Origin of the sequence: Synechococcus sp. WC101 (assembly GCF_047461555.1) — a bacterium.
Taxonomy (GTDB): Bacteria; Cyanobacteriota; Cyanobacteriia; order Thermostichales; family Thermostichaceae; genus Thermostichus.
Genome location: NZ_JANSHG010000192.1, coordinates 1 through 3,799, shown reverse-complemented (window position 1 = coordinate 3,799; position 3,799 = coordinate 1). Strand labels below are relative to the sequence as shown.

4 protein-coding genes are annotated in these 3,799 nt (G+C 56.8%); 2 read left to right on the top strand and 2 right to left on the bottom strand.

Translation table 11 applies throughout. The features are described 5' to 3' along the window. A partial coding sequence (locus NW809_RS11180) for a class I SAM-dependent methyltransferase (protein ID WP_414402156.1) occupies positions 1–1,199 on the top strand: 1,199 nt, incomplete at its 5' end. Positions 1,200–1,247: 48 nt separating this feature from the next. Here NW809_RS11180 and NW809_RS11175 read toward each other — a convergent pair. Then, positions 1,248–2,027: a hypothetical protein gene (locus NW809_RS11175; protein ID WP_041438081.1), complete on the bottom strand. Its 780-nt coding sequence runs from the start codon at positions 2,025–2,027 to the stop codon at positions 1,248–1,250. Positions 2,028–2,249: 222 nt separating this feature from the next. Further along, a complete protein-coding gene (gene tnpA, locus NW809_RS11170; protein WP_011429345.1) occupies positions 2,250–2,654 on the bottom strand; it encodes an IS200/IS605-like element ISSoc6 family transposase in 405 nt (134 codons plus the stop codon). A gap of 578 nt (positions 2,655–3,232) precedes the next feature. Here tnpA and NW809_RS11165 point away from each other — a divergent pair. Continuing rightward, positions 3,233–3,559 carry a transposase gene (locus tag NW809_RS11165; RefSeq protein ID WP_414402157.1) on the top strand — a complete coding sequence of 109 codons (327 nt, stop codon included), beginning with the start codon at positions 3,233–3,235 and terminating at the stop codon, positions 3,557–3,559. Positions 3,560–3,799: the final 240 nt, after the last annotated feature.

The window sequence follows — 3,799 nt, the reverse complement described above, 5'->3', positions numbered from 1 at the left end:
GCCTATACCGCTCAAGCTGGACGACGGCCCAATACGCCCGCACCCGCGCCATCCTGCCCAGCGAGGGGATCGCCATCCTCAATGTCGGCTGTGGCTCCGGCTGGGAGACCTTGATCTTGGCGGAGGCCAACCCGGGGGCACGGCTGGTGGCCTGCGACCTCTCGCCGGAGTCGGTGCGGGCGACGGAGCGACGCCTGCGCTACCACGGCTTCGGAGAGGTGGAGCTGTACGCCCTCGACTTGCTGGAAATTGAACAACTGGGGCAGCAGTTTGACTTCATCAGCCTCAACGACGTGCTCTATTTGCTCGAGGATCCGGTGGCGGGCTTGAAGGCGCTCAAGCGGGTGCTCAAGCCGGACGGCATCCTGCGGGCCAACCTGCACCACGCCTACCAGCGGCAGGTGATCTTGCGCATGCAGGAGGCGTTCCGGCTGCTGGGGTTGTTTGATCTGCCCACGCCCGAAGCCTGCCAGCGGGTGCGGGAGTTCATGGCCAGCCTGGCCTCTGACGAGCTGCGGGTCTCCCTGCACTGGGATCCCCAGATCTACAGCGACGACACCAACATCCGCGCCAACTACCTCTTGCCCGGCGACAAGGGGTTTTTAATCCCAGACTTGATGCGTATGCTCCAGGAGGCGGAGCTGGGCTTGGTTTGCCTGGTGGACTACGCCGACTGGGATCCGGCGCTGCTGTTCAAAGACAGGGCGATGCCGGCCTGGCTGCAGGTGGAGCTGGACAAGCTCTCTCCCGCCGAGCAAAACCACTTCTACGAGCTGGTCTACCCCGACCACCGCCTGATCGACTTTTGGGCCGAGCACCCCGGCTCTTCCCTGGTCTTGCCCTGGAGCGACGCCGACTGGCTGGAGGGCAGGGTGCAGCTCAACCCCATCCTGATGGACAATGCCGAATTTCGCCGCAACTTCGCCCAGGCCTACGAAAAGAAGCTGGAGTTTACTATGAACTGGCCGGGGGCCAGCCGCGGCCGCCTCGCCATTCCGGCTCCCCAGATGGCCTGGCTGGGATCCCTCTTGCAGGGGCCAGTGGCGGTGGCCAGCTTGATCGAGCAGGCGGACCAAGCCCATCAGATAGAACCGGAAGCGGCCCAGGAGCAGGTGCTCACCTACCTGGCGGGGCTGGAGTCGTTTCTGTTTGTGATGTTGGATCCCAGCCCAGCTTCTCTTGGCGCAGAAGGGGCTTGAAATGGCGGCAATCTGGGCCCCGCCTTGGGCGCGCAGGGGAGCGGATCCCTAGCGATCCACCAGGCGCAGCTCAAAGGTGAGGATGTTGGCGGCCAAAATTTCCAAGGCTCCCCCCTCGATGAGCTCGCGGCTGAGGGCAGCCCCGGAGCCACTTTGTTGGATCAATTCTCGGCTGCGGCGCATCGTCTCCTGGCGCTGGGGATCGTCCACGACCACCTGCCGCTGGTTGGAGAGGCTGAGGCGGTAGTAGTGGGGCAGCTCGCCGCGGGTGGCGTCAATGGCCAAGTTGGTTTCCTCGGGGGCGACGCGGAAGGGGGCGCGGGCGGTGAGGAGAGCCACCTGGATATCCTGATCCCGCCCGTCGAGGCCCTCTAGCTCGGAGATGTCGATCTGCAAGCGGAGGGTGTCGCGGTCGCGGCTGAGGCGCTCCACCCGCACCTGGTTGAAGCCGACGGCAAACTCCCGCTCCGGCTCGCCAAACCGCTGGATGGTGGACTGCAAGACCGACTCTTCGTTGAGGGGGGTAACCCGGATCAGGTAGTCCCAGTTCTGGACAAAAGCATACTCATTGGGCCCGACGCGGACATTGGGATCCACCAGATTGGCGGTGGGGCCGGGGCTGCCGGCCCGGCTGAGGGCCACCAGGTACCAGTAGTTGGGGCTGATGGGCAAGCCCATGGTCATGCGCACTTCCAACACCGGCCGCGCCCAAGCGGCAGCCGCCGTGAGGGCTGTGATGGCTGCTGCCCCGAGGCAGCTCCACAGCCAGTGCTGAGGACGAAGCTGAAGCTGCGGTGGGCGAAACCAGGTTACGGCCACAGTTCTCATGTCAGCTTTTTTAACCCCGGCAACTCGCCTTCGCGCCAGGCAACAAAAGACCCGCTGCTTGCGCGACAACTTTGGAACAGTCTAGCCGAAGATGGCCGTTGTCCGGCCAGTTGGGGCTCTGGATCCCGAAGCTGGGCTTTTGGCTAAGCCTACACAGAGGGATAGCTTGGTAGCCTCGCACTTTAGCGCGGGGCGGAAAAGCCCGAGAGCGACTTTAGTCGCTTACCAATGATGTGGGTCATTGATATAGTTTTGAATTACCTCAGCGCTAGCATTCCCCGCAGTACAGAAAAAATAACTTCTGCTCCAAAGGCTAGGTAGTTTTCGCAGGTTAGGAAACTTCTGCCTTAAATATTTGGAAGCTCTACCTTTGAATGCTTTTACCACAAGATGAATTGGGTCGGTAGGCTTAATCTCAAGAAACAGGTGGACATGGTCTGGAGCTATTTCAATCGCTCTCACATGCCAACCCTTCTCGCTAGACAGCTCCTGCCATAGCTCAAACAACCTGTTCCTGACTTCTCCTACCAAGACCTTTTTCCTTCTCTTTGGGCAAAAAACGAGGCGAACAACCGCTAGCCCCACAGCATGGTTATAGTGATTGTACCGTTGGCTTCCCTCTCGCATTGTTGCTTACTTATGTTAGACTGCAGTTATCATGCCACTTACCAACAAGTATGGGGTACGGCTGTCAGCAGGTTCTCGTCAGGGACAGGGAGCTACTCCCCGTATTAGAGTACTTGTGTCAACAGTCTAATAAGGTGTACAACTGCGCTTTGTACTATGCGCGACAAGTCTATTTCAAAACAAAGCGATTGGCAAGCTATGGTGAGCTTTGCGCTGAAATGGTGAGAACCAAAAACAAGCACTTTATCGCAATGTATGTTTCCGCCGCACAATAGACGTGTAAGTCTGTAGCTGAGGCACTAAGTAGTTTTAAGACAAAGCTGAAACTTTTCTTGCAAGAAGAGATTAGCTTAAGACCAAACCTACCGCGCTACCGTAAGAAGGGAATGTTCACGGTAGCATACCCGAAGAAGTGGCTTAAGTTCCAAGAAGGAAGAGTCAGAGTGCCGCTCGGCAACCAGGTCAAAGCTTGGTTTGGGATAGACGCTTTCTGGATACGATTTCCTACCAACTTAGATTGGAAAAATATTAAGGAGCTAAGAATTCTGCCCAGGCATGGGGTGTTCTACTTGGAGTGAATCTATGCTAAGCCCGCTCAACCGCAATCGCTGGATCCAAAAAAGGTACTAGCAATTGACCACGGAGTAAACAACTGGCTTACGTGCGTTAGCAACTTAGGGCATAGCTTCATCATTGACGGACGCAAAGTCAAATCCTTTAACCAGTGGTACAACAAGGAGGTGGCTAGGCTTAAGACTGACAAGCCGCAGGGGTTTTGGTCGCAGAAACTTGAGCGAATTACGGAAAAAAGAAGCCGGAGGATGCGAGATGCAATTCACAAAGCTGCGCGCAAGGTCATTGACTTCTGTTTGCACCACTCGATTGGGAGAATCATCTTTGGTTGAAACAAAGAACAAAAGCAAGAATGCGGTTTAGGGAAGGTCAATAACCAAAACTTTGTTTTAATTCCAACAGGTTGGTTAAAGGAGCGTATTGCAGAATTATGTCAGCACTATGGCATTGAGTTTATCGAGGCGGAGGAGGCGTACAGTTCACAGGCGAGCTTCCTAGATAGAGATGAGCTACCTAATTATGGTGAAAACCCGACGGGTGGAGACCCTCTGGGAAGCGTGTCAAGCGGGGCC